22 protein-coding genes are annotated in these 23563 nt (G+C 58.3%); 12 read left to right on the forward strand and 10 right to left on the reverse strand.

Features of this window, described 5'->3' with window-relative positions; translation table 11 throughout:
* Window positions 1-3: 3 nt before the first annotated feature.
* Window positions 4-768: a sulfite exporter TauE/SafE family protein gene (locus ASF29_RS18345; RefSeq protein WP_062452093.1), complete on the forward strand. Its 765-nt coding sequence runs from the start codon at window positions 4-6 to the stop codon at window positions 766-768.
* 104 nt (window positions 769-872) lie between these two features.
* On the opposite strand, the gene ASF29_RS24100 is transcribed toward ASF29_RS18345, so the two are convergent.
* Window positions 873-1049 carry a DUF465 domain-containing protein gene (locus tag ASF29_RS24100; protein WP_082453560.1) on the reverse strand — a complete coding sequence of 59 codons (177 nt, stop codon included), beginning with the start codon at window positions 1047-1049 and terminating at the stop codon, window positions 873-875.
* Between the two features lie 235 nt (window positions 1050-1284).
* On the opposite strand from ASF29_RS24100, the gene ASF29_RS18350 reads away from it, so the two are divergent.
* The 5 genes from ASF29_RS18350 (at window position 1285) to ASF29_RS18370 (ending at window position 4091) form a co-directional block, all read left to right on the forward strand.
* On the forward strand, window positions 1285-1488 hold the full coding sequence (locus ASF29_RS18350; protein WP_062452402.1) for a DUF465 domain-containing protein: 204 nt from the start codon (window positions 1285-1287) through the stop codon (window positions 1486-1488).
* Between the two features lie 48 nt (window positions 1489-1536).
* Window positions 1537-2004: a 5-(carboxyamino)imidazole ribonucleotide mutase gene (purE, locus tag ASF29_RS18355; protein WP_200925557.1), complete on the forward strand. Its 468-nt coding sequence runs from the start codon at window positions 1537-1539 to the stop codon at window positions 2002-2004.
* Window positions 2001-3110, forward strand: coding sequence for a 5-(carboxyamino)imidazole ribonucleotide synthase (locus ASF29_RS18360; RefSeq protein WP_062452095.1), 1110 nt, complete (start codon window positions 2001-2003; stop codon window positions 3108-3110). Before purE ends, ASF29_RS18360 begins: the two co-directional genes overlap by 4 nt.
* 128 nt (window positions 3111-3238) lie before the next feature.
* A complete protein-coding gene (ykgO, locus tag ASF29_RS18365) occupies window positions 3239-3364 on the forward strand; it encodes a type B 50S ribosomal protein L36 (RefSeq protein ID WP_007607121.1) in 126 nt (41 codons plus the stop codon).
* Between the two features lie 100 nt (window positions 3365-3464).
* Window positions 3465-4091 carry a hypothetical protein gene (locus ASF29_RS18370; protein ID WP_062452096.1) on the forward strand — a complete coding sequence of 209 codons (627 nt, stop codon included), beginning with the start codon at window positions 3465-3467 and terminating at the stop codon, window positions 4089-4091.
* 57 nt (window positions 4092-4148) lie between these two features.
* Here ASF29_RS18370 and ASF29_RS18375 read toward each other — a convergent pair whose 3' ends face one another.
* Window positions 4149-5144, reverse strand: a complete 996-nt coding sequence (locus ASF29_RS18375; RefSeq protein WP_062452097.1) for a KpsF/GutQ family sugar-phosphate isomerase — start codon at window positions 5142-5144, stop codon at window positions 4149-4151.
* A gap of 148 nt (window positions 5145-5292) precedes the next feature.
* Here ASF29_RS18375 and ASF29_RS18380 point away from each other — a divergent pair, with 148 nt between their 5' ends.
* The gene (locus tag ASF29_RS18380; RefSeq protein ID WP_062452098.1) at window positions 5293-6807 is read left to right on the forward strand and encodes an outer membrane beta-barrel protein; all 1515 of its coding nucleotides are present in this window, start codon (window positions 5293-5295) and stop codon (window positions 6805-6807) included.
* Between the two features lie 78 nt (window positions 6808-6885).
* On the opposite strand, the gene galU is transcribed toward ASF29_RS18380, so the two are convergent.
* Window positions 6886-7773: a UTP--glucose-1-phosphate uridylyltransferase GalU gene (galU, locus tag ASF29_RS18385; RefSeq protein ID WP_062452099.1), complete on the reverse strand. Its 888-nt coding sequence runs from the start codon at window positions 7771-7773 to the stop codon at window positions 6886-6888.
* A gap of 198 nt (window positions 7774-7971) precedes the next feature.
* Between galU and ASF29_RS18390 the strand changes: the two genes are divergently transcribed.
* Together ASF29_RS18390 and ASF29_RS18395 are read left to right on the forward strand one after the other, a co-directional pair.
* Window positions 7972-9207, forward strand: coding sequence for a lytic murein transglycosylase (locus ASF29_RS18390; RefSeq protein ID WP_062452403.1), 1236 nt, complete (start codon window positions 7972-7974; stop codon window positions 9205-9207).
* 62 nt (window positions 9208-9269) lie between these two features.
* Window positions 9270-10499 (forward strand): DUF459 domain-containing protein, encoded by a 1230-nt coding sequence (locus ASF29_RS18395; protein ID WP_062452100.1) that lies wholly within the window; start codon window positions 9270-9272, stop codon window positions 10497-10499.
* Window positions 10500-10564: 65 nt separating this feature from the next.
* Here the strand turns inward: ASF29_RS18395 and ASF29_RS18400 are convergent, their stop codons facing one another.
* From ASF29_RS18400 to gltB, 5 genes are read right to left on the reverse strand one after another with little or no spacing between them, the layout of a single operon-like run.
* A complete protein-coding gene (locus ASF29_RS18400; RefSeq protein ID WP_162237914.1) occupies window positions 10565-11038 on the reverse strand; it encodes a hypothetical protein in 474 nt (157 codons plus the stop codon).
* Between the two features lie 39 nt (window positions 11039-11077).
* Window positions 11078-12535, reverse strand: a complete 1458-nt coding sequence (locus tag ASF29_RS18405) for a glutamate synthase subunit beta (RefSeq protein ID WP_062452102.1) — start codon at window positions 12533-12535, stop codon at window positions 11078-11080.
* 21 nt (window positions 12536-12556) lie between these two features.
* Window positions 12557-12955: a type II toxin-antitoxin system VapC family toxin gene (locus ASF29_RS18410; protein WP_062452103.1), complete on the reverse strand. Its 399-nt coding sequence runs from the start codon at window positions 12953-12955 to the stop codon at window positions 12557-12559.
* A complete protein-coding gene (locus ASF29_RS18415) occupies window positions 12952-13218 on the reverse strand; it encodes an AbrB/MazE/SpoVT family DNA-binding domain-containing protein (protein WP_162237915.1) in 267 nt (88 codons plus the stop codon). Before ASF29_RS18415 ends, ASF29_RS18410 begins: the two co-directional genes overlap by 4 nt.
* A 56-nt stretch (window positions 13219-13274) precedes the next feature.
* Entirely contained in the window at window positions 13275-18017 is a 4743-nt protein-coding gene (gene gltB / locus ASF29_RS18420; protein WP_062452105.1) for a glutamate synthase large subunit, read from the reverse strand.
* Between the two features lie 365 nt (window positions 18018-18382).
* Here gltB and ASF29_RS18425 point away from each other — a divergent pair, with 365 nt between their 5' ends.
* Complete coding sequence (locus ASF29_RS18425) at window positions 18383-19438, forward strand: low specificity L-threonine aldolase (protein WP_062452106.1); 1056 nt, start codon at window positions 18383-18385, stop codon at window positions 19436-19438.
* Window positions 19439-19575: 137 nt separating this feature from the next.
* Here ASF29_RS18425 and ASF29_RS18430 read toward each other — a convergent pair whose 3' ends face one another.
* Window positions 19576-20436 (reverse strand): LysR substrate-binding domain-containing protein, encoded by an 861-nt coding sequence (locus tag ASF29_RS18430; RefSeq protein ID WP_062452107.1) that lies wholly within the window; start codon window positions 20434-20436, stop codon window positions 19576-19578.
* 106 nt (window positions 20437-20542) lie between these two features.
* On the opposite strand from ASF29_RS18430, the gene ASF29_RS18435 reads away from it, so the two are divergent.
* Window positions 20543-21568, forward strand: coding sequence for a bile acid:sodium symporter family protein (locus tag ASF29_RS18435; protein ID WP_062452108.1), 1026 nt, complete (start codon window positions 20543-20545; stop codon window positions 21566-21568).
* Window positions 21569-21599: 31 nt separating this feature from the next.
* On the opposite strand, the gene ASF29_RS18440 is transcribed toward ASF29_RS18435, so the two are convergent.
* Complete coding sequence (locus ASF29_RS18440) at window positions 21600-22082, reverse strand: Hsp20 family protein (RefSeq protein WP_062452109.1); 483 nt, start codon at window positions 22080-22082, stop codon at window positions 21600-21602.
* A 406-nt stretch (window positions 22083-22488) separates the two neighbouring features.
* On the opposite strand from ASF29_RS18440, the gene ASF29_RS18445 reads away from it, so the two are divergent.
* Complete coding sequence (locus tag ASF29_RS18445) at window positions 22489-23430, forward strand: alpha/beta hydrolase (RefSeq protein ID WP_062452110.1); 942 nt, start codon at window positions 22489-22491, stop codon at window positions 23428-23430.
* Window positions 23431-23563: the final 133 nt, after the last annotated feature.

A 23563-nucleotide genomic window follows, 5' to 3' on the forward strand; every position in this document is an offset into this window, starting at 1 on the left:
TCCATGCTCACAGATTTCCATTTCTATCTCGTCGCCATCCCCGCAGTCATGCTTGTCGGCCTTTCCAAAGGCGGGCTGGGCGGCGCATTGGCACTCATGGGCGTACCGTTGATGGCGCTTGCCGTGCCGCCGGTGCAGGCGGCTGCGATCTTTTTGCCTATTCTGGTGGTCATGGACCTTGTGGCATTGATGGCGTGGCGAAAGTACAATCATCGCCAGACGCTGCTGATGATGCTGCCGGGCGCCCTTGTTGGAATTACGCTGGGCTGGGCCATGTCCAGCATGGTATCACCAGATGTGATGCGCCTGGTGGTGGCGACCGTGACGATCCTGTTCGTGCTACGCTATTTCTTTGACACCTTCCGGGCACGGCGCGGCCACGAAACACCAGCGAAAGGCCAAAATCCCGTCAAGGCTACCATCTGGTCCACCTTGTCGGGCTATGCCAGCTTCGTGGCACATGCGGGTGGCCCCCCCTTCCAGATCTATGTTTTGCCGCTGAAGCTGGACCCGAAGATCTACACTGGCATGAGCGTCCGTTTTTTCGCGATCATGAATGCGATAAAGCTCATTCCCTATTTTGCACTGGGTGCACTGGATGCAACCAACCTCACCACGTCAGCGGCGTTGTTGCCCGTAGCGATGATTGCTACTTTTGCGGGTGCTAAAATCGTGAAATACATGAAGCCATCGGTGTTCTATCCGCTGATGTACACCATGGCGTTCCTTGCAGCGCTGAAACTTCTGTGGGATGGCCTGCCGATCTGACCCGGCCACATAAAAGGCCCTGATCGCGTTTGCAACCAGAGCCGGAATTTCAAAGGCTGTCCCGACACATCATGAAACGTCGGTCAGAAAAAAAATATTGTCAATCAATGCTTTGTGGAGGCCTGCAGCCTCTGCATTTCATCCTTCAGGCGCAGTTTCTTGCGTTTCAGATCCGCAATCTGCTTATCATCCGAAGAGGGGGAAGCCATAACGGTTTCTAGCTCCTCCTCAAGAGCACCGTGTTTCTTCTCGAGCGATGCGATATGAGCCTGAATGGTCATGCGGCACGTCCTTCCTTGTTGAACCTACCTCCAGCGCTCCATCGCTGGAGTTTCAGGTTTACGACGGCAATGTGACATGGAACGCGCGGATTGTCGAAGGCGGAATCAAGGCAATAGTTAGGCAAAATGGTCGCATGGGAAACTTCCCGTTACCGCTATTTGGTGGTACAGGCACGATGAGCGACAACGAAATGGCCGGATGGCGGTCCGGTTGCATCAAAATGGGGATGACGAAATGCCCGATCAGGATCAGGCGGACGTTCGGTTGGTATTGGCGCGACTTCGCCAGGAACACGAAGACTATGACGCCGCTATCAATGCGATGATTCAGACGAATTGCGAAGCATTGCGCATTCAGCGGATGAAAAAGAAGAAGCTGGGCATCAAGGATAAGATGACCCAGATCGAAGACCAGATTATTCCTGATATCATTGCCTGATACGGAGATTGACCGTTGAGCACAGAAACACCGCCCGTCGCCATCATCATGGGCAGCCAGTCCGACTGGGAAACCATGAAAAACGCTGCCGATACTCTGGACGCGCTGGACGTGGAATATGAGGCACGGATCATTTCGGCCCACCGCACGCCTGAGCGGATGTTCAGCTTTGCCAGCGGCGCACGGGAGGAAGGCTTCAAGGTCATCATCGCCGGTGCAGGCGGTGCCGCGCACCTGCCGGGCATGACGGCGGCGCTGACCCCGCTGCCGGTCTTCGGCGTGCCGGTTCAGTCCAAGACCATGTCGGGACAGGACAGCCTCTATTCCATCGTGCAGATGCCGGCTGGTATTCCCGTCGGAACGCTGGCCATCGGTCGTGCAGGCGCCATCAACGCCGCCCTTCTGGCTGCCGCCGTGCTTGCCCTGTCCGACGAAGACCTCGCCGACAGGCTGGACGACTACCGCGCCCGCCAAACGGCAGCGATTGCGGAATACCCGCTGGACAGCGCCCAATGACATCGACACAGCTTGCAAAATCGGGAACCATCGGGATCATCGGTGGCGGCCAGCTTGCCCGCATGCTGGCCATGGCCGCTGCCCGCCTCAACTTCCGCACCATCGTGCTGGAGCCGCAGGCCGACTGTCCGGCAGCGCAGGTCTGCAATCGTCAGATCGTTGCGGCCTACGACGATGAAAAGGCCCTGTCGGAACTGGCGAGCGTCTGCGACGTCGTAACGTACGAGTTCGAAAACGTGCCAGTGGTCGCGGCCGAAATGCTGGCAGCCTCGGTTGCCGTCTATCCTCCCCCGAAAGCGCTGAGTGCCTCGCAGGACCGCTTGACGGAAAAGCGCTTCCTCAACGGCTGCGGCATTCCAACCGCCGACTTTCGCCCGGTCGACGATCAGACCGCGCTTGAGGCTGCTCTGGCCGAGTTCGGCGGCAAGGGCGTCCTGAAAACCCGGCGCATGGGTTATGACGGCAAGGGCCAGCGCGTGTTCAAGGGTGGCGAAGACCTCACCGGCGCCTTCGCTGCATTGGGTGGCGTACCGCTCATTCTGGAAAGTTTCGTCGCCTTCGAGCGAGAGGTTTCGATCATCGCAGCCCGTTTCCAGGACGGCACGGTTACCTGCTACGACCCGGCGGAAAACGTTCATCTCGGCGGCATTCTCCACACCTCTACCGTCCCTGCCCGCCTTTCCGATGCCGCAACTACCGTGGCAATTCAATCAGCGGAAAAGCTTCTGGCCGCGCTCGATTATGTCGGCGTCGTCGGCATCGAATTCTTTGTTCTGAACGATGGCTCGTTGGTCGCAAACGAGATGGCGCCGCGCGTCCACAACACCGGCCACTGGACCGAAGCGGCCTGCGTCGTATCCCAGTTCGAGCAGCATATTCGCGCCGTCACGGGGCTTTCTGCGGGCGCGACAAGGCGTCATTCGGACTGCGTGATGACCAATCTGATCGGCGATGACATGGCCGATGTGCCGCGCTGGTTGGCAGAGAAAGACTGCCTCGTCCATCTCTACGGCAAGACCGAAGCGCGTGCAGGACGCAAGATGGGCCATGTCACACAACTTCTGAACGCCGGAAAACCCGGTGTTTCCAGCCAAATTGACTCTTAGCGTGTTGACACGCCAAGGATGACAAGGTAATTGCCTGCCAACCGAAAAGAGCGCGCCCTCGTAGCGCGTTTTTGATTGTTTAGAATATGCGTGGCAAGAAGCGTCACGCCAAACTGCGGACCAGAAAAATGAAGATCAAGAATTCGCTTAAAGCGCTTAAGGCCCGTCACCGCGATAACCGTCTGGTTCGCCGCAAGGGCCGCGTCTACATCATCAACAAGATGAACCCACGTTTCAAGGCTCGTCAGGGCTGATTACGCGGTGCATCAGTGGCCGTCTTGTCGAGGCGGATCACATTGTCGATAGACTACAAAATTTGATTTCATAATTGGCGCAAGCGGACTATCGTACCGTATGCGCCAATTTTGTTTTTATGCCTTTTTATCCGCTTACCTTGGAGCCGCTCTTACCAGCGCCCTGCCGTTGATGCCGGTTTCCACTGCTCATGCAGCCGACTCACCAACGCCCGCTCAAGCAAACGCACAGCCGCAGACCCTTCCCGACGATTCGCTGGCTTCGCTCTTTTCCAACTTGAAAAAGGAGCGCGATGCACAGAAGGCACGCGTCATCGCCAATGAGATCGTGGGCCGGTGGACGGATTCCGGCAGCCCGACCATCAACCTGCTGATGAAATGGTCAGAAGAAGCAGCAGAGGAAAAACGCAAGGCCGCTGCCTATGATTTTCTCGATCAGGCGATCCTTCTGGAACCTGATTATGCAGAAGCATGGTATCGCCGCGCGCTGGTGCATTTTGCCGATGGCGACACCCGCAAGGCCATGTCCGACCTGAACCAGACATTGCAAAAGGAGCCGCGTTATTTTCCCGCACTCGCCAGTTTGGCCAACATTCTGGAAAGCTCCGAGCGCAACGAACTGGCCCTGAAGGTATGGGAACGCTATCTGGCCGTTTATCCTGCCGATAAGGACGCGCAGAAGGAGGCCAGCGATCTCTCGGAAAAGCTGGCCGGCACACGGAGCTGACGCAGTTGCCTGACTGAACGGTGAGCCTCGAGAGCGGACGTCGGAACGTCTTGAGCCTTACGCGACACCGATGCGCAGAAGGTCGTGGAAGTGGACAAGCCCGACGGGACGGTTTTCGCCATCGATGACGATCAGTGCGCCGATATGATGCTTTTCCAGCGTCGCCAGAGCTGCCGTGGCCAAAACATTGCGAGTAACGGTTTTCGGGGTTCGCGTCATGATGTCGTCAACCGCCAGTTCGGCAAGATTGCGGGTGAGATTGCGCGCAAGGTCGCCCTCGGTGACGATGCCACACAGACGGCCGTCTTCATCCAGCACCGCCACACAGCCGAAATGCTTACGCGCCAAAACGCCGATGGCTTCCTGAAGCGGCGTCCCCCTGGGCACCAGCGGCACGCGTTCGCCCGTATGCATGATGTCGCCGACAAGGGTCAGGCTCGCACCGAGCTTTCCACCGGGATGAAACACGCGAAAATCGCCTGCAGTGAAACTGCGCGCCTCCAACAGAGCTATTGCAAGGGCATCCCCCAGTGCAAGCTGCATCATGGTCGATGTCGTGGGGGCCAGACCGTGTGGGCAGGCCTCCTGCTCATCGGGTATCAGCAGCACGATGTCGGACGATTTCGCCAGCGAACCGGCCACCGCGCATGTCAGCGCGATCAGCGGGATGGAAAATCGTCTTGTGTAGTTGATGATGCTGCGCAGCTCTGCGCTTTCGCCACCCTTGGAAATGGCCAGGACCACATCATTACCACTGATCATGCCCAGATCGCCATGATTGGCCTCGGCCGCATGCACAAAGAAAGCCGGCGTGCCCGTCGAGGCAAAGGTTGCGGCAAGCTTTGCGCCGATATGCCCGCTCTTGCCGACACCGGTAATGATGAGACGCCCTCCGGATTTGCCAATGGTTTCCACAGCATTGCCGAAGCTTTCGCCCAGTTCACCGGCAAGCGCCTGGTGCAACGCGATCAGGCCATTTTTCTCGATGTCGACCGTCCGCATGGCAGACTCGACGGCATGGTTTTCCACCAGGGTGACAGCTCTCGTAATCATGGGTCGGACTGATACTATTTTCGACAATCCGTGTCTATCGGTCAGTCAAGTCGCTTTGCCCATCATGGCGGCGGAAAGATCAACCAGATGTTAACCACATGCTTTTACTTTCGGGTAACGATTACGCAAACCCAGGTAGAAGCAGCTTATGGTTTCTCATAGCACCGCAAGACGTCGATCGACGCGGCGGACGGCAGCGGCAGCGTTGCTGGCTTGTACCGTGCTGTGCCCCGGCATTCCGGCGGCAGCGCAATCCCTGTCGCAACAGCAGCCGAACCCGGCAACAACGCGAACCCTGACGAGTGCAGATCCCTTCATCGGTCAGAACGATCTCTCCGTCATCGATCCCGATAGTCCCGAGCGGCAACCGGCTGTTCCGCCTACGTCCGATCCGGACAGGGTGACCACGGGCAGCACCCGGACAACCACCAATCCGGGCGATGCCATTCCGGAAGAGGGCGACGAGGCGGTCGAGCCCGTGGACCGGCGCGAGAACACGTTTGAAACGACCGTTGATGGCGGTGAAAACGCCACGATCGATGACGGCACCGCCCCTGGCATCCGCATCGGCACGCTGACCCTGCGCCCTTCGATCAGCCAGACGCTGAACCATGAAAACAAGACGTTCGCGACCGGCTCTACCAGTCGCAACTACCTGACGACGGGCATTCGCGGCACGCTGACCAGCGATTGGTCGCGTCACGCGCTGACCATCACCGGCGATGGCGCATATCAGCGCAATCTGGGCGGCAGCAGTGCCGGGGAAGAACCGAGCGCCAATATCGGCGCGGACCTGCGTCTAGACCTTGGCGACGGCACGCAGGCCAATCTGACGGCGGGATACGCCTTCAGCCGCGAGGACACCAATGATCCCAATGCCGTCTCCGGCGCATCCGTGCAGGGTGGCGAACATGTGTTTACCGGTGGAGCTTCGATCGAGAGAAATCTGGGTACGCTGAAGGCACTGGCCGCGCTCGATCTCTCCCGCACCATCTATACGGATGCCAAAGGCGTCAACGGACAGGCCATCAGCCTCAGCGACCGTGATCGTTACGGTGCGGGCATCCGCGGACGTGTGGGCTATGAGCTATCCCCTGCCCTCATTCCGTTTCTGGAAGTCACTGCAGGCCTGACGAATTACGACAAGAACCGTGACAATACCGGTTACCAGCGGTCGTCCCACACCTACGGGGCCAAGGTCGGCACGCAGATCGACCTCGGTGAAAAACTGCGGGGCGAAGCGGCAGTCGGTTATCTGCGCAAGGAATATGAAGATGGCAGACTTGATGCCATCGATGCATTGGCAGTGGACGGTAACATCGTCTGGTCGCCGCAGCGTGGTACAGATGTAAGCCTTGGCCTTCGCACCACCATCGAGGACTTCGCGGGCGGGCCGCGTGGCGGCTGGGTTTCCCGGCAATTGACTGCGGGACTGACCCAGCAACTGCGTAGCGATCTGGTCGCACGCCTGACGGCAGGACTGGAGCGCCGATCCTATCTCACATCCAGCCTGCGAGACGAGACCGAATATGTCGCAGGTGCAGGCCTGACATGGAGCATCAACCGCTTTCTCGATCTGACCGCGGATGTCGGTTACGAGACAACCCCGGTCACCGACAACAGCCAATGGCGCATCGGCGCGGGCCTGACATTGAAACGCTAGAATGTCTCCCCGTTCCATGACGAGGCCCTGAACGAAAAATCCCGGCGCAAGGCCGGGATTTCATTTGCATCGGTTTGGTTACTTCATCTTGCTGATGAGCGCCTTCAGCGGCTCTTCGATGGAAGGACGGATATCGCCGCGTTCCAGAGCAAAAGCCACGTTGGCCAGAATGAAGCCATCCTTTGCGCCGCAGTCGAAGGTTTCCCCATCGAAATGGTAACCGGCAAACTCCTGGCTCTTGGCCAGTGTCAGCATGCCGTCCGTCAGCTGGATTTCGTTACCTGCACCACGTTCCTGATTTTCGAGGATGTCGAAAATCTCGGGTTGAAGAATGTAACGGCCGTTGATGTAGAAATTCGACGGCGCTGTCCCCTTTGCGGGCTTTTCCACCATCTGCGTGACCTTGAAGCCGTCACCAACCGTCTCGCCCACACCGACGATGCCGTATTTATGGGTCTGGTCCGGTGCACATTCCTGAACGGCAATCACGTTGCCGCCGGTCTGGTCGTAGAGATCGACCATGCCCTTGAGGCAGCTTTTCTGCGAATGCATGATCATGTCGGGCAACAGCACCGCAAACGGTTCGTCACCGACGATATCACGCGCGCACCAAACCGCGTGGCCAAGACCGAGCGGCACCTGTTGACGCGTGAAGCTCGCCGTTCCCGCCTTGGGCAGAAGTCCGGCCAGCAGGGTCAGTTCGGCATTCTTGTTGCGCTCGCGCAGCATCTGCTCCAGTTCGAACTGAATATCGAAGTAGTCTTCGATCACACCCTTCCCGCGACCCGTTACGAACACGAAATGCTCGATACCGGCTTCGGCTGCCTCATCCACCACATATTGGATGACCGGCTTGTCGACCACAGTCAGCATTTCCTTCGGAACCGCCTTTGTTGCGGGCAGGAAACGCGTTCCAAGACCCGCCACCGGGAAAACTGCTTTCCGAATTTTCTTCTGTTCTACCACACGTTCCTCCTGAGAGACTCAACTCGATCAATAATAGCGCACGACTTTGTTATGCCAAAAGTGGCAAACTTTTGTAAATGATGACGTTACCCTTCGTTAATGGTAAAGAATTTGTTGACTTTGAGTTGGTAAAACATCGTGAAGCCCGATGCGTATCTCGCAATCGAAATGAAATTCGAGAGAAACGAAAGACTGCCGATGAAAAAGCTGATCCTTTCCCCCATCCGCGCGCATGTCCGCAAATTTGGCTGCATGGCATTTGCGGGTATAGCGATTGCCCTTGCGCCTGCTCCCGCCAATGCGGATGCCGGTTTCAGACAGTGGATCAACCAATTCTACACCACCGCCGCCAAGGAAGGCATCTCAAAGGCGACCTACCAGAAGGCATTTGCGGGCGTGACCGAGCCCGACCCGGATGCGCTGCGCAAGGCGACCTTTCAGCCTGAGTTCACCACCAAAATCTGGGATTACGTCGACAGCCGCGTCAACCCCTATACGGTGCGCATCGGCCGCGAAATGAAGATGAAGCACGCCACCACGCTCAACTGGATCGAGCGCAACTTCAAGGTCGACAAGCACATCATTCTCGCTATCTGGTCGATGGAATCCAATTACGGCGCGGTTCTGGAAAAGCCTGAGCGTCTGCACAATATTCCGCAGGCACTGGCGACACTAGCCTATTCAGACCCCAAGCGCGGCAAGTTCGCACGCACGCAGTTGATCGCAGCACTGAAGATTCTTCAGGCCGGTGACGTGACGCCCAAGCAGCTGACCGGTTCCTGGGCCGGTGCCATGGGCCACACGCAGTTCATTCCCACCAGCTACCTGCTCTACGCCGTGGACGCGGATGGCAACGGCAAACGCGACATCTGGCACTCGATTCCCGATGCCTTGGCAACCGCTGCCAACCTTCTGGCCAAAAATGGCTGGGAACCTGGCCGCACCTGGGGCTATGAAACGGTCGTTCCAAACGGTGGCGGACGCTATGAAGGCCAGACCAAGAGCATGGCCGAATGGCAAAAGCTCGGCTTTGCCCGCCCCAGCGGCAAGGGCTTCCCCCGTGCGTCCGACCGCGCCATGTTGAAGATGCAGGGCGGCGCCAATGGTCCCGGCTTCCTGATGACGAAGAACTTCTTCACCATCAAGAAGTACAACGCATCCGACAGCTACGCGCTCGCCGTTGGCCTTCTGGCCGATGAAATTGCCGGAACCGGCGGCATGCAGCAGCGCTGGCCGCGCCCGGACAATACGCTGGATGTGAAGGAAAAGTTCGAGTTGCAGACGCGCATGAAAGAGCTTGGCTATTATGATGGCGAAGTGGACGGCAATTTCGGCTCCGGCTCCAAGGCCGCTATCAGCGCCATTCAGAAACGCATGGGCATGGAAAATGACGGCGAGCCGTCGCGCATGCTGTTACGCGCGCTTCGCAATTGACAGACGCCTGCGGCGGAACCAGAATTAGAAAAACATAAAGAACCGTCCGGGAGGGTCACGCCGTGGCGCGACACAGTACAGGCAAAATTCTGAACACAGCACGGCGGAGCGGCGCCGTGTTGCTTTGCCTCGTTATCGGCCTGCCGGTGCTTTCTGACTTCGCCAGCGCACAGGAAATGCGCGAAAGGCGCACCCTATTTGAAATGATGTTCGGCAGTCCCAACCGGCGGGATGACCGGATGTACGCGCCGGATCGCGGACAGCCGCGCATGCGCCGTCCACCGCAACGGGAAAATCGTGCAGTCACCCGTCCACAAGCACCCCGCAGAACGCCATCCGTGGTCCAGATGCGCACTGAAAAGCCAGCACCTGTAGCAAAGCTCGAAAACGCGCGGCGGGTTCTGGTCGTCGGTGATTTTCTGGCCGGTGCCATGGGGGAGGCGCTGGTTTCCACCTTCGAAAGTTCACCCGCCATAGCCATCGATGTGCGTGCCAACGGTTCGTCCGGCCTGGTGAGGACCGATTATTACGACTGGTTCGCCAATCTACCGCAGTTCCTCAAAGAAACCAGCCCCGCCACCATCGTCATCATGATGGGCTCCAACGACCGCCAGCAGATGGTGATCGGCGACACAAAGGAAAAATACGGATCTGACCTGTGGTTCAAGGAATATGAGCGGCGCATCGACGCGTTGATTTCGCTGGCCAAACGCCAACAGGTTCCGGTTCTGTGGGTGGGCCTGCCCGCTTTCCAGTCTCCCTCCCTCACCGCAGATTTCGTCGGCTTTAACCGCCTCTACCGCAGCCACATCGAAAAGGCGGGCGGCGAGTTCGTGGACGTCTGGGATGGCTTCGTGGATGAGGCTGGTAAATTCGTGACGACAGGCTCGGATGTCAACGGCCAGCAGGCGCGCCTGCGCGAGGCAGACGGCATTGGCATGACGCAGGCAGGCAAGCAGAAGCTCGCCTTCTACGTCGAAAAATTCGTACGCCGCCATCTGGATGGCGCAAGCCCTGACCTGACCACGCTCGACGGCAGCAACCTGCCCGCGCTCACCTCCCTGCCAGCGCTCGGCATCGACGCCCAACAGGTCCGCACCCAACCCATCAGCCTCACCGACCCCGACCTCGACGGCGGCGACGTGCTGCTCGGCGAAAAACGCGCCGCCAAATTCTCGGTCGTTCCGTCTCCAAGAGAGAAACTGACGAAGCAAGGCCTGATGGACGCAGCGCCACTCGGTCGCGTCGATGATTATCGCATGCCAGCACCTGCGGAGACGGCGGCGAAGTAAATCCAGCCCGATACCATCGCTTCATCTTATCGTCGCAATCTTTTGAGCCGCCGTTGAGCCAACTCTTAGGGTTGCCTGATCTCCTGCTTTTTCACAAGCCAGAACAAGATAGGCAACACCACAACAAGCAGGCAACCTGCAATCGGATCGAAACGAACACTGGCGAAATAACCGTCATCACGGAATACAACCAGTGGCGACGCACTTTTAAACAGTCCAAAAACCGCGATGAGCCAAATCACCGCTCCAGAGCGTTTGAGAAGTGCTACAGCCGCGAAAAAAAGCCCAAGGTAACCGGAAAGAAAGACAATCTGCGTCGATCCGACGTCGGGCAGGAGGTCTCCAGCATTTGTGACTAGAGCGGGTATCTGAGTGATGCGCTGCAAGACAAAAATATTACCAGCAATCATAGCTGCACAGGTTGCACGATAGACCCAGTTTGAAGTCTTGGTTCTCTCCACGCCACGCCCCCTTTTAAAATCCACCATGAAACAGCGACTATCATAATCGCAAACAAAAACGACCCCCATGTCATCCACAGGGATCGCTTCTATTCATGCAACTACTTAGTTCAATCCTTACATCGGCAGCAGCGACTGGCCCATCAGCGCTTCGTCAATCGCACGCGCCGCCTGACGGCCCTCGCGAATGGCCCAGACGACCAGAGACTGGCCACGGCGGACGTCGCCTGCGACCCAGAGCTTGTCGACCGAAGACTTGTAGTCCTTGTCATTGGCAACGACGTTGGTGGAGCCGCGACGGTCGGTGTTGAGTGTCAGCTTGCCGTCCATTTCTTTCAGAACGCTATCGGTGGCGGGGCCGGAGAAGCCGATGGCGATGAAGGCGAGATCGGCCTTGATGATGAATTCCGTGCCGGCAATCGGCTTGCGGCGCTCGTCCACCTGGCAGCATTTCACACCCGTCAGCACGCCATCTTCGTCACCGACGAATTCGAGCGTCGCGACCTGGAATTCGCGGGCTGCGCCTTCGGCCTGGCTGGAAGACGTGCGCATCTTGGTGGCCCAATAGGGCCAGACGGCGAGCTTGTCTTCCTTCTCAGGCGGCATCGGGCGAATGTCGAGCTGGGTGACCTTGACCGCGCCCTGACGGAACGCCGTGCCGACGCAGTCCGACGCCGTATCACCACCACCGACGACGACCACGTGCTTGCCACCGGCAAGGATGGGATCGGACGGCCAGCCAACGCTATCGATGCTTTCGCGACCGACGCGGCGGTTCTGCTGCACGAGGTAGGGCATGGCATCGTGAACACCATGGAATTCCGTGCCGCCAATGCCAGCAGGACGCGGTGTTTCCGAACCGCCGCAATAGAGCACGGCATCGTGTTCGGCGAGCAGCGTTTCGACCGTCATATCGACACCGACATTGACGCCGTAATGGAAGGTGACGCCCTCGCCCTTGATCTGCTCGACACGGCGGTCGATGAAGTTCTTCTCCATCTTGAAGTCGGGAATACCATAGCGCAGCAGACCGCCAGCCTTGGATTCACGCTCATAAACATGCACATCGTGGCCCGCACGGCCCAATTGCTGCGCCGCCGCCAGACCCGCAGGGCCGGAACCGATGATGGCGACCTTTTTTCCAGTATGCACGGTGGCTGGCTTCGGCACGATGAAGCCAAGCTCATAGGCCTTGTCGGCAATGGCCTGCTCGACCGTCTTGATTGCCACCGGCGCATCTTCGAGGTTCAGCGTGCAGGCTTCCTCGCAGGGTGCGGGACAGACACGACCGGTGAACTCCGGGAAGTTGTTGGTGGAATGGAGGTTGCGGATCGCCTCTTCCCAGTTGTTGTTATAGACCAGATCGTTCCAGTCGGGAATCTGGTTATGAACCGGGCAGCCGGTCGGGCCATGGCAATAGGGAATGCCACAGTCCATGCAGCGTGCAGCCTGTTTCTGCACTTCCGGGTCCGACATGGGAATGGTGAATTCCCGGAAATGACGAATACGATCCGATGCCGGCTGATACTTGCCAACCTGACGATCTATTTCCAGAAAACCTGTAACCTTGCCCATGCTTCAGTTCCTTCTGCGGCGCTATCGCAGCCAATTTTCAACGTTCAATCCCGGAACCCGGGAAAACTCTCTCTCATTGTCCGTCACGACGACCGCATCCAGCGCAAGCGCATGTGCGGCGATCAGCATATCCATCTGGCCGATCAACTGACCCTGCTTCTGCAAGGTGCTGCGTATCTCGGCGTAGTGCATATCCGCAGGCGATGCCCAGGGTGCTATCTCGAAGTCTGCCAGAACCTGCTCAACCAGCATTTCCAGCCGCCGTGAACCACGGTTGCGATATCCAAATCGAAGTTCTGCCGCCACAATGATGCTCGTCCCCAAGTCCCCAATCGCAAGTGCAGCCGTGCGTTGGCCCACCTTCTCCTCAGGAGATCGGATCAGGTTGGAGATGATGTTCGTGTCGTACAAATACCTCATTCTGGAAAATCGATGTCCACGGGCTCCGGTGGATAGTCCTCGATTTCAGGCATCTGGTCTTCCTCAGAAAGCGGCTCAAGTGTGCGCAGCCACGCCACCAAATTCGCAGGAGAACGAGGTGTCCTCACCGGATGAACAAGCAGATCACCATTTTCATTCATGCTGATTTCCACCTGATCCGCTTCGAACTCGAACTCTTTGGGAATTCGTATCGCCCGGCTTCTCCCATTGTTGAAGACCTGCGCAATCTTGACGACATTCATGACCGCCTCCATCTTGTGATATGACAAAGCATATCACAAGATTTGTCAAAACCCAACTACTCCGCCGCAACACCCATCTTCATCCGCTCCATGTCCTCAAGGGCACGGCGGTATTCGACCGGCATGACCTTGCGGAATTTCGGGCGGAACTCGCTCCAGCGGTCGAGGATGTCCTTGGCGCGGTTGGAGTTGGTGTAGTGGAAGTGATTGGAGATCATCTGGTAGAGGCGCTCCTCGTCGTGGCGCGTCATGTCCTCGGAAACGTCCACACGTCCCTTGTGCATGAGGTCGCCGCCGTGATGGTGCAGCTTTTCCAGCATGTCGTCTTCTTCCGGCACCGGCTCCAGCTCGACCATGGCCATGTTGCAGCGCTTGGCGAAATCGCCCGTTTCATCCAGAACATAGGCGACGCCACCTGACATGCCGGCCGCGAAGTTGCGGCCGGTTTCACCCAGGACCACGACGATACCGCCGGTCATATATTCGCAGCCATGGTCGCCCACACCTTCGACAACGGCGATGGCACCGGAGTTGCGCACGGCAAAACGTTCACCCGCCACGCCACGGAAATAGCACTCGCCGGTGATGGCACCGTAAAGCACGGTGTTACCGACGATGATGGAGTTTTCGGCCACGATACGGGCATTTTCCGGCGGACGCACGATGATGCGGCCACCCGAGAGACCCTTGCCGACATAGTCGTTGCCGTCGCCCACCAGATCGAAAGTGATGCCGCGGGCGAGGAACGCGCCGAAGGACTGACCCGCCGTGCCGCGCAGCAGCACATGGATGGTGTCGTCCTTCAGGCCCTTATGGCCCCAACGCTTGGCCAGCGCGCCCGAAAGCATCGCACCGGCAGAGCGGTCGACATTCTTGATCGGCACTTCGAAGACCACGGGCTCGCGGTTTTCGAGAGACGGCATCGACTTCTCGATCAGCTTGCGATCAAGAATATCGTCGATCGGGTGCTTCTGGCGCTCGGTCCAGTAGGTCGCTTCCTTGGGAGCATCGACCTTGTGGAAGATACGGCTGAAGTCCAGCCCCTTGGCCTTCCAGTGGGCCAGCATCTCATCCTTCTCGAGCAGTTCGGAAGCGCCGATGATCTCATCCAGCTTGGCAACGCCAAGCGAAGCCAGGATTTCGCGCACTTCCTCGGCCACGAAGAAGAAGTAGTTGATGACGTGTTCCGGCGTGCCCTTGAAGCGCTTGCGCAGAACCGGATCCTGCGTGGCAACGCCCACGGGGCAGGTGTTGAGGTGGCACTTGCGCATCATGATGCAGCCAGCCGCGATCAGAGGAGCGGTTGCAAAGCCAAACTCGTCGGCTCCCAGCAATGCGCCGATGATGACGTCGCGACCCGTCTTCAAGCCGCCATCCACCTGCAAGGCGATGCGCGAGCGAAGACCGTTCATGACAAGCGTCTGCTGTGTCTCGGCAAGGCCGATTTCCCATGGGGAACCGGCATGCTTGAGCGAGGTGAGCGGAGACGCACCCGTGCCGCCATCGAAACCGGAGACGGTGATGTGGTCGGCGCGCGCCTTGGCGACACCGGCGGCAACCGTGCCGACGCCGACTTCCGAGACGAGCTTCACGGAAACATCGGCTTCCGGGTTGACGTTCTTCAGGTCATAGATCAGCTGCGCCAGATCTTCGATGGAGTAGATGTCATGGTGCGGCGGTGGCGAGATGAGGCCAACGCCCGGTGTGGAGTGGCGGGTCTTGGCAACCGTTGCATCCACCTTGTGGCCGGGCAACTGACCGCCTTCGCCGGGCTTTGCACCCTGTGCGACCTTGATCTGCAGCATATCGGCATTGACCAGATATTCCGTCGTCACGCCGAAGCGGCCGGATGCGATCTGCTTGATGGCGGAGCGTTCCGGGTTCTGCTGACCGTTGAGCAGCGGCAGGTAACGGTCGGATTCTTCACCGCCTTCACCCGTGTTCGACTTGCCGCCAATGCGGTTCATGGCAATGGCGAGCGTCGTGTGCGCTTCGCGGCTGATGGAGCCGAAGGACATGGCGCCGGTGGAGAAGCGCTTGACGATATCCACCGCTGGCTCGACCTCATCGACAGAGATCGGCTTGCGGCCCAGCGCTTCTGCGCCCTTGACCTTGAACAGGCCGCGAATGGTGTTCATGCGCAGGTTGGTGTCGTTCACCATCTCTGCGAATTCGCGGTAACGCTCCTGGCTGTTGCCACGCACGGCGTGCTGCAAGGTGGCAACCGCATCCGGGCTCCAGGCATGGCTTTCGCCACGCATGCGGTAGGCATATTCGCCACCGATATCCAGCGTGCTGGCAAGGATCGGGTCCTTGCCGAAGGCGTCTGTGTGACGCGATACGGTTTCCTCGGCAATTTCCGTCAGGCCAACGCCTTCGATCTGCGTGGCGGTGCCGAAGAAATACTGCTCGATGAATTCCGAAGACAGACCGACGGCGTCAAAGATCTGCGCGCCGCAATAGGACTGGTAGGTGGAAATGCCCATTTTGGACATGACCTTGAGAATGCCCTTACCGACCGCCTTGATGTAGCGATAGACGACTTCATCGTCGGACACTTCCTTCGGAAATGCATTGTGCTTGTGCATGTCCAGAAGCGTGTCGAAGGCAAGGTATGGGTTGATGGCTTCGGCACCATAACCGGCCAGCAGGCAGAAATGGTGAACTTCGCGCGGCTCACCGGTTTCGACCACGAGGCCGACCGAGGTGCGAAGACCCTTGCGGATGAGGTGGTGGTGGACGGCAGCGGTGGCCAGCAGCGCCGGAATGGCGATGCGGTCCGGCCCCAGCTGACGGTCAGACAGGACGATGATGTTGTAACCACCGCGAACGGCGGATTCAGCACGCTCGCAGAGACGGTCGAGCATCTCCGGCATACCTTCGGCACCGCGCTCCACCGCATAGGTGAAGTCCAGCGTCTTGGTGTCGAAGCGGTCTTCCGTGTGGCCGATGGAACGGATCTTTTCCAGATCGCCATTGGTCAGGATAGGCTGGCGCACTTCCAGACGCTTGGCGCGGGCAGCACCTTCGTGGTCGAGAATGTTCGGGCGCGGGCCGATGAAGGAAACAAGGCTCATCACCAGCTCTTCACGGATCGGGTCGATCGGCGGGTTGGTGACCTGCGCGAAGTTCTGCTTGAAATAGGTGTAAAGCAGCTTCGACTTGGACGACATGGCCGAAATCGGCGTATCCGTGCCCATTGAGCCGATGGCTTCCTGACCGGTCGTCGCCATAGGAGACATCAGAAGCTTGGTGTCTTCACTGGTGTATCCGAAGGCCTGCTGACGGTCGAGCAGCGATACGTCGCGACGCAGCGCGCGTGGCTCGACGGGCTTCAGGTCTTCGAGAATGAGCTGGGTGCGATCCAGCCATGTGCGATACGGATGCTTAGCGGCAAGCTCGTGCTTGACGTCTTCGTCAGAAACGATGGAGCCCTTTTCCATGTCGATCAGCAGCATCTTGCCCGGCTGCAAGCGCCACTTCTTGATGATGCGCTCTTCCGGCACCGGCAATGTGCCAGCTTCCGACGCCATGATGATGCGGTCATCATCGGTGACGAGGTAACGGGCCGGGCGCAGACCGTTACGGTCCAGCGTCGCGCCAATCTGCTTGCCATCGGTAAAGGCAACGGCAGCAGGGCCATCCCATGGCTCCATCAGTGCTGCATGATATTCGTAAAACGCCTTGCGTTCTGGCGACATGGACTGGTTGCCAGCCCATGCCTCGGGGATCAGCATCATCACGGCATGTGCCATGGAGTAGCCGCCGCGCACGAGGAATTCGAGCGCGTTGTCGAAGCAGGCGGTGTCCGACTGTCCCTCATAGGAAATCGGCCAGAGCTTGGAAATGTCTTCGCCGAACAGCGGCGAGGCAACCGAGGCCTGACGCGCGGCCATCCAGTTGACGTTGCCGCGCAGCGTGTTGATTTCGCCGTTATGGGCGACCATGCGGTACGGGTGCGCCAGCTTCCACGATGGGAAGGTGTTGGTCGAGAAACGCTGGTGAACGAGTGCGACTGCGCTTTCAAAACGCGGATCGGCCAAGTCCTTATAATAGGCACCGACCTGATAGGCCAGGAACATGCCCTTATAGACGATGGTCGAAGACGACAGCGAAACGGGATAGAAATCCTGCGCTTCCTTGCCGCCGCCAGCGTCATAAATGCGGTTGGACAGAACCTTGCGGATCAGGAACAGCTGGCGTTCGAACTCGGCATTGGTCGCGGCATCACGGCCTGCGCCGATGAAGACCTGAACATGGTGTGGCTCGGTGGCGGCAATGTCGGGAGCCTTGGAAAGCGAAGAGTTATCGACCGGCACATCGCGGAAGCCGAGAAATTGCTGGCCTTCCTCGCCGATGACATCGATGATGACCTTCTTGTAGTGCTCGATCTGGGCTGCATCGCGCGACATGAAGATGTGGCCAACGGCATATTCGCCAGCCTTGGGCAGCGTTACGCCCTGCTTTGCCATTTCGTCGCGGAAGAACTTGTCGGGAATCTGCACCAGAATGCCCGCGCCATCGCCCATCAGGGGATCGGCACCAACGGCACCACGGTGGGTCAGGTTTTCGAGAATGAACAAGCCGTCCTTGACGATCTGGTGGGACTTCTGACCCTTCATATGCGCCACGAAGCCGACGCCGCAGGCATCGTGCTCGTTGCGCGGATCATAAAGACCCTGCTTTTCAGGCAGACCACCAATCGTTGCGCGCGGAGCAGCAGCCTGCGGCTGAGCGTCCGTCGGACAGTCGTTGGTCAACATCGCCGCGGCGTTTTCGCCCTCCAGCTTGATCGTCATGTTTCGTCCCTCCTGCAACAGGTTGCATGGCTTCACGCAGAGAGGCGGACACTCGACCTCCCCTCCGTTTCCGAATAGAGGCTTCGCGTCCGCTTGTCAATTTAGGACAGCAATGCTGTCTCAATTCTGATTGGATTTTGACAGAAACGACCGCGCTCTGCAAGTCCACCGCAACATTTTATAAACACACAAAATGACGCTAAATGTCTCGCGCGGGAATCTTTGCGCAATTTTCTTCCGGCAAAATGACGAAATCATTGCTTTCATTGCCTGATTTGCGTTCCCGACGATAAGGCCATAAAACGACAATCGTTTGGCACGACAGCCACTCCCGCCCATCGTCAACTCATCGAAAGTGCAGACCCATGTTTTTTGCTTCCGACAACTGGGCAGGCGCCCACCCCGCCATCAATGAGCGGCTGATGAAGGAATCCACCCGCTTTGCCGCCGCCTATGGCACCAGCGAACTGGACCGCGCCATCGAGAAGCGCTTCAACGAAATCTTCGAACGCGAAGTCGCCGTCTTCTTCGTCGGCACCGGCACGGCTGCCAATTCACTGGCCATGGCCAGCGTCGCCCGCCCCGGCGGCATCGCCTTTTGTCACTCCGAAGCCCATGTCATCGAAGACGAATGCGGCGCACCGGTCTATTTCTCCAACGCCTCGCGCCTGATGCCGGTTGCCGGACCCAACGGCAAGATGCTGCCCAAAAACCTCGAAGCCGCCATCGGCCGCTTCCCGCCCGGCTCCATCCATCAGGGCCAGCCGATGCTGGTCACGCTGACGCAGGCGACAGAGCAAGGCACGGTCTACGAACTCGATGAAATCGACGCAATCTCGAAAATTGCCAAAAATGCCGGTGTACCCTTGCATATGGACGGCGCGCGTTTCGGTAACGCCATGATGGCGCTGGGCACCACGCCAGCAGAGATGACATGGAAACGTGGGGTCGACATACTGTCCTTCGGCGCAACCAAGAACGGTTGCTGGTGCGCGGAAGCCATCGTCTACATGGACCCGAAAACGGCAGAAGACCTGCCCTTCATCCGCAAGCGTTCGGCCCAGCTGTTCTCCAAGACCCGCTTCATGGCAGCGCAATTCGATGCCTATTTCAAGGACGACCTCTGGCTGGAACTGGCCGCCCACGCCAACGCCATGGCAACGCGCCTGCGCGACGGCCTGTCTGCCTCCAACAGCGCACGTCTGGCCTGGCCGACGCAATCCAACGAGCTTTTCGTGGTGCTGAACAAGGACAAGGCCAAGGCCGCCAAGGACGCCGGTGCCAGCTTCTACGACTGGCCCGCTCCCCACGATATGCCGGAACCCGTCGGCGAAAACGAACAACTCATCCGCCTCGTCACCAGCTTCGCGACGCTGGAAAATGACGTTGATGATTTCCTGCGGATTTGCGGGGCGGCGTAAACCCACTCTCCTTCGTCATACCGGACTTGATCCGGTATCCAGCAGACGCGCGTCTGCGCGGCGAGAAAAGTCTCTTCAGCCCAAGGACTTGGGCTGACTGGATTCCGGCTCAGGGCCGGAATGACGGAGAGGAAAGCTCACACAGAACTCCCCGGCACCATGCCCTTCGCCATCACGAGCTTGGATAGCGCCTCCACCAATTCCGCATCTGCGCCCTTCCTCGGCTGAAGCACGAATTCTACGTCCTCCAAGGCGGGCAGCGCACCCTTGGGCAGCTCCCGCAGACCTGTTGGGGCCATGCTGCGCGGCTGGACGAAGACGCCCATTCCCGCACGGGCAGCGGCGGTCAGGCCGCTGAGGCTACCGCAAGTGCAGACGATACGCCATGCAACACCGGCACGATCAAGTGCTTCCTGAGCGACCTTGCGGGTGATGCTGGGTGGTGAAAAGGCGATGAGTGGCAGGGCGTTTTCCCTCGACAGAACGGCATCCGGGTCTTTTGCCAGCCACACCAGAGGTTCGCGGTAGAGGAAGTGACCGAGCTGATCGCCCAGTCGTCGTTTGGCCAGCACCACATCCAGCTCGCCATTGTCCTGCATTTCGTAGAGTACACCACTCAACGCCACAGTCAGCTCCAGATCCACCAGTGGATAGAGCCGTGTGAACTCTTCCAGAATGACCGTAAGGCGGGTCGATACGAAATCTTCCGAAACACCCAGTCGCAGGCGGCCGCGCAACTTGTTTTCGCCGAAAAGTGCCGCCACCTTGTTGTTGATATCCAGCATGCTGCGAGCATACCCCAAGAGCGCCTCTCCCTCCGGGGTCAGGCGGACACGATGCGTATCGCGCGCGATCAACCTCTGGCCAAGCGAAGCCTCCAGCCGCTGAATATGCTGGCTGACGGTAGACTGGCCGATGCCCAGTCGTTCTGCGGCGTGGGTGAAGCTCATCGTTTGCTCCAGTACGACGAAGCTGGCCAAATGTTGAAGATTGAGCATGATTATCCTGAAACGTGATAACTGTTAGTTTTTGCATCTTGTTTCATGATGAGCGATACTGACAGCCAATTCAAGACGAAACCGGACAATGGAAAGAATTGCTATCATGAGCCGCTTCCTGCCAGATCGCTTCACCCTGATGCTGGTCGCAACCGTCATTCTCGCATCGTTGCTGCCTGTCAGCGGTGAACCCGCACACTACTTCGGCATCGCCACCAGTTGCGCGATTGCCCTGCTATTTTTCCTTCATGGGGCCAGACTGGCCCGCGATGTCGTCGTGGCCGGCATTCTGCACTGGCGCCTGCATCTTGCTATTCTTCTCGTAACGTTCGGCGTATTTCCCCTGATCGGCGTCGGGCTGGGTTACATACCGGAGAGCATTCTACCGGCTCCGCTTTACATGGGCGTCCTCTTTTTGTGCGTTTTGCCATCGACAGTGCAATCCTCCATCGCATTTACCTCGATGGCGGGCGGCAATGTCCCGGCGGCCATCTGCTCGGCTTCGGCATCCAACATTTTCGGCATGTTCCTGACACCGCTGCTTGTCGGCCTTTTGTTTACCGTTGGCGGTCATGGCGGAGGTTTTTCGTTCGACGCCTTCGGTCAGATTTTCCTGCAATTGCTGCTGCCCTTCATCGTCGGCCAGCTCTTGCAGCCATGGATCGGTGACTGGATTCGCGCCCGCAAGACGTTGCTGGCACCGGTCGACCGTGGCTCCATCCTCATGGTCGTCTATCTCGCTTTCAGCGAAGCCGTCATCGAAGGTATCTGGCAGGAATTCACGCTGCGCGACATCGCGGTGGTGATCGGCATCAACATCCTTTTGCTGGCCGTTGTTCTTTGCATCACCATGTTCGGCAGCCGTCTTCTGGGCTTCGACAAGGAAGATGAGATCACGATCACCTTTTGCGGCTCCAAGAAGAGCCTTGCAAGTGGTGTACCGATGGCGAGCGCGATCTTCGCTGGCCAGAGCATCGGCGCAATCGTACTGCCAATCATGCTCTTCCACCAGATCCAGTTGATGGCCTGCGCCGTGATCGCACAACGTTATGCCAACAAGGCCAAGGAAAAATCCCGAATCGTAGCCACTGAAACGGCACTGCCGGACGCACAAACAAAAACGGCCCCATGACAGGGGCCGTTCGCAGCGTGGTAACGGTAGATCAGTTGACCTGAGTGGGCGTGACCTGAGCTTCGATCTGCTTGGGTTCGTCCGTAACGTCGGAAACGATAGCGATACGGCGTGGCTTCATGGCTTCTGGAATGTTGCGGAGAAGATCGATGTGCAACAGACCGTTCTTCAGCGAAGCGTTCTGAACCTCGACGTGATCGGCAAGCTGGAAGCGGCGCTCGAAGGCGCGCTTGGCAATGCCCCGGTACAGGAATTCGCCTTCGTTCTCCTTGGTTTCGTTGGCCTTTTCAGCCTTAACGGTCAGCACATTGGCGCGGGATTCGATACTGAGTTCATTTTCATCGAAGCCTGCGACCGCCATGGTGATGCGGTAGGTGTTTTCGCCGGTGCGCTCTATGTTGTAGGGCGGATAGGCTTGGGCCTGCTCTGGCTGCCCGAGACCATCGAGCATGGAGAAAAGACGATCGAAACCGACTGTCGAGCGGTAGAGAGGGGAAAAATCGACGTGACGCATGGTGTCCTCCTTGAGAAGCGACTGTTTGCGGTAATGGCCCCCACCCCGTCGTGGCGATGGGTGACCGGTTTGCGGCCCCGTTCTGGCGACCGTGATCAAGAGATGGGAAGGCTGCTGAGGAAGTTCAAGAGGATTTTTCGCACCGACGACATCTGAACTTTATCTGAACGGGAAGTTCCGAAAACGTTCATTTTGCCACCGCTAAAAAAGCGATATCGGAGGCTATCTCCGGCGGCAGAAGTATAACGTCCCTTCTTCTTCTGTCATACTCGCCGGAACCGCGACTGCTAAACCGACGGTTCCGGCAATTTTTCAGACGCCACGCACCTTTTCCTTTGACGCAAGGGAATGCGCGACCTATCCCGTTCTGGAACACCTCTTCAGCGCCACCTCGGAAACAGCATCCATGACCGAAGCCATATTGCACGCGACCAAGGGCAATCCCGTGCCCGAAAACCATATTGCAGGCTTCTTCAACGGTCATAAAAACAAGAAATTGCGCTATGCGATTTTTCGCTCCAGCCGGTCGGTCGCCCGAGGCACCATCGTCCTTTTGCACGGTCGAAACGAATGTATCGAAAAATATTTCGAGACCATCAACGACCTGACCGCCAAGGGCTTTTGGGTCGCGACCTTCGATACGCGTGGACAGGGTGGTTCCGAGCGCATGCTGAAAAAGGTCCATGCGGGCTATGTGCGCCGTTTTTCCGACTACCAGAAAGATATTTCGCTTTTTCTGGAGCAGGTCGTCCTGCCGGATACCCGACTCCCCTTCTTCATGATCGCCCATTCCACTGGCGGACTGGCCGCGCTGTCCATGGCGCCCATGCTGGCAAACCGCATTGAGCGTATGGTGCTGAGCTCGCCCTTCATTTCGCTCAGCGGGCAGTCTCTTCCAGCTCCTTGGATCAGGACCATCGCCACGCTGTTCACGCTCATCGGCCTCGGTGGCATGCAACTGGGCAAGGACCAGCGGGAACGGCAGTTCGAGGGCAATCCGCTGACATCGGACCCGGTGCGTTTTGCCCGCAATGCGTCCATCGGTCTGGAACATCCCGAACTTTTCGTCGGTGCGCCAACGGCACGCTGGCTTTTCGAAGTCTTGAAGACGATGCCTTGGGTCAAGCGTCAGGACCATCTGACCAAGGTCATCGTGCCGACACTTATCCTGGCACCAATGCTGGATACGATCTCGCGTTATGCCGCACTTGAAGAATTATCCCGCAACTTCCGTGCTGCTCAACTCATCCCCGTCACCGGTGCGCGACATGAATTGTTTCTGGAACGCGATGTCTATCGCAGCCAGGCCATGGCCGCCATCGATGCGTTCTTTGCGCCCGAAACCTGACACAGTTGACGCGATCGGCATGGTCTGGCGTTGACGCAAAGACCTGATGGCAACCGCAGCCAATCCGGCAAGATCGTCAGCCCGCAGACGATGCTGACCAATCCCGAATCGCTTGCACAATTCGCCAATCGGC

It is taken from the genome of Rhizobium sp. Leaf262 (genome assembly GCF_001422245.1).
GTDB lineage: Bacteria > Pseudomonadota > Alphaproteobacteria > Rhizobiales > Rhizobiaceae > Agrobacterium.

What these genes read in the sequence shown, in the direction of transcription:
- purE (WP_200925557.1), top strand. Translation starts at nt 1,537, where the DNA reads ATGGGCAGCCAGTCCGACTGGGAAACCATGAAAAACGCTGCCGATACT.
- ASF29_RS18405 (WP_062452102.1), bottom strand. Translation starts at nt 12,535, where the DNA reads ATGGGCAAGGTTACAGGTTTTCTGGAAATAGATCGTCAGGTTGGCAAG.
- gltB (WP_062452105.1), bottom strand. Translation starts at nt 18,017, where the DNA reads ATGACGATCAAGCTGGAGGGCGAAAACGCCGCGGCGATGTTGACCAAC.
- ASF29_RS18390 (WP_062452403.1), top strand. Translation starts at nt 7,972, where the DNA reads ATGAAAAAGCTGATCCTTTCCCCCATCCGCGCGCATGTCCGCAAATTT.
- ASF29_RS18360 (WP_062452095.1), top strand. Translation starts at nt 2,001, where the DNA reads ATGACATCGACACAGCTTGCAAAATCGGGAACCATCGGGATCATCGGT.
- ASF29_RS18440 (WP_062452109.1), bottom strand. Translation starts at nt 22,082, where the DNA reads ATGCGTCACGTCGATTTTTCCCCTCTCTACCGCTCGACAGTCGGTTTC.
- ASF29_RS18435 (WP_062452108.1), top strand. Translation starts at nt 20,543, where the DNA reads ATGAGCCGCTTCCTGCCAGATCGCTTCACCCTGATGCTGGTCGCAACC.
- ASF29_RS18370 (WP_062452096.1), top strand. Translation starts at nt 3,465, where the DNA reads ATGCGCCAATTTTGTTTTTATGCCTTTTTATCCGCTTACCTTGGAGCC.
- ASF29_RS18425 (WP_062452106.1), top strand. Translation starts at nt 18,383, where the DNA reads ATGTTTTTTGCTTCCGACAACTGGGCAGGCGCCCACCCCGCCATCAAT.
- ASF29_RS18345 (WP_062452093.1), top strand. Translation starts at nt 4, where the DNA reads ATGCTCACAGATTTCCATTTCTATCTCGTCGCCATCCCCGCAGTCATG.
- ASF29_RS18375 (WP_062452097.1), bottom strand. Translation starts at nt 5,144, where the DNA reads ATGATTACGAGAGCTGTCACCCTGGTGGAAAACCATGCCGTCGAGTCT.
- ASF29_RS18415 (WP_162237915.1), bottom strand. Translation starts at nt 13,218, where the DNA reads ATGAATGTCGTCAAGATTGCGCAGGTCTTCAACAATGGGAGAAGCCGG.
- ASF29_RS18410 (WP_062452103.1), bottom strand. Translation starts at nt 12,955, where the DNA reads ATGAGGTATTTGTACGACACGAACATCATCTCCAACCTGATCCGATCT.
- ASF29_RS18380 (WP_062452098.1), top strand. Translation starts at nt 5,293, where the DNA reads ATGGTTTCTCATAGCACCGCAAGACGTCGATCGACGCGGCGGACGGCA.
- ASF29_RS24100 (WP_082453560.1), bottom strand. Translation starts at nt 1,049, where the DNA reads ATGACCATTCAGGCTCATATCGCATCGCTCGAGAAGAAACACGGTGCT.
- ASF29_RS18445 (WP_062452110.1), top strand. Translation starts at nt 22,489, where the DNA reads ATGACCGAAGCCATATTGCACGCGACCAAGGGCAATCCCGTGCCCGAA.
- ASF29_RS18430 (WP_062452107.1), bottom strand. Translation starts at nt 20,436, where the DNA reads ATGCTCAATCTTCAACATTTGGCCAGCTTCGTCGTACTGGAGCAAACG.
- ASF29_RS18350 (WP_062452402.1), top strand. Translation starts at nt 1,285, where the DNA reads ATGCCCGATCAGGATCAGGCGGACGTTCGGTTGGTATTGGCGCGACTT.
- ykgO (WP_007607121.1), top strand. Translation starts at nt 3,239, where the DNA reads ATGAAGATCAAGAATTCGCTTAAAGCGCTTAAGGCCCGTCACCGCGAT.